Here is a 229-nt window from a genome sequence, read left to right as displayed (position 1 = left end):
TACACCTGGTCTAACTGTTGCAGTATTTAATATTCCTGATGATAAAGTAAGTTTTGCCACTGGTTTATATAAAATGGGAGCAACGCTTTGTAAGGCATTTGGTGTTGCAATTAACACCACAATATTTACTGTTTGTTCGCAATTTTATCCAGTTGCCACTGCTGCAACGATTACATTCTTAACAGGTGCAGTAATGATGGTATTAGGTGTTATTTCTGCGTTCATACTT

General features: G+C 36.2%; 1 pseudogene. It reads left to right on the top strand.

Annotated features, from left to right (window positions below):
* Positions 1 to 229, top strand: a pseudogene (locus Q4528_RS16705) (MFS transporter); the annotation flags it as partial.

It is taken from the genome of Staphylococcus pasteuri, from assembly GCF_030547725.1.
In the GTDB taxonomy this organism is placed as follows: domain Bacteria; phylum Bacillota; class Bacilli; order Staphylococcales; family Staphylococcaceae; genus Staphylococcus; species Staphylococcus pasteuri.
Note: the sequence above shows the minus strand (reverse complement) of the source record. Positions and strands in the feature narration are given on the sequence as shown.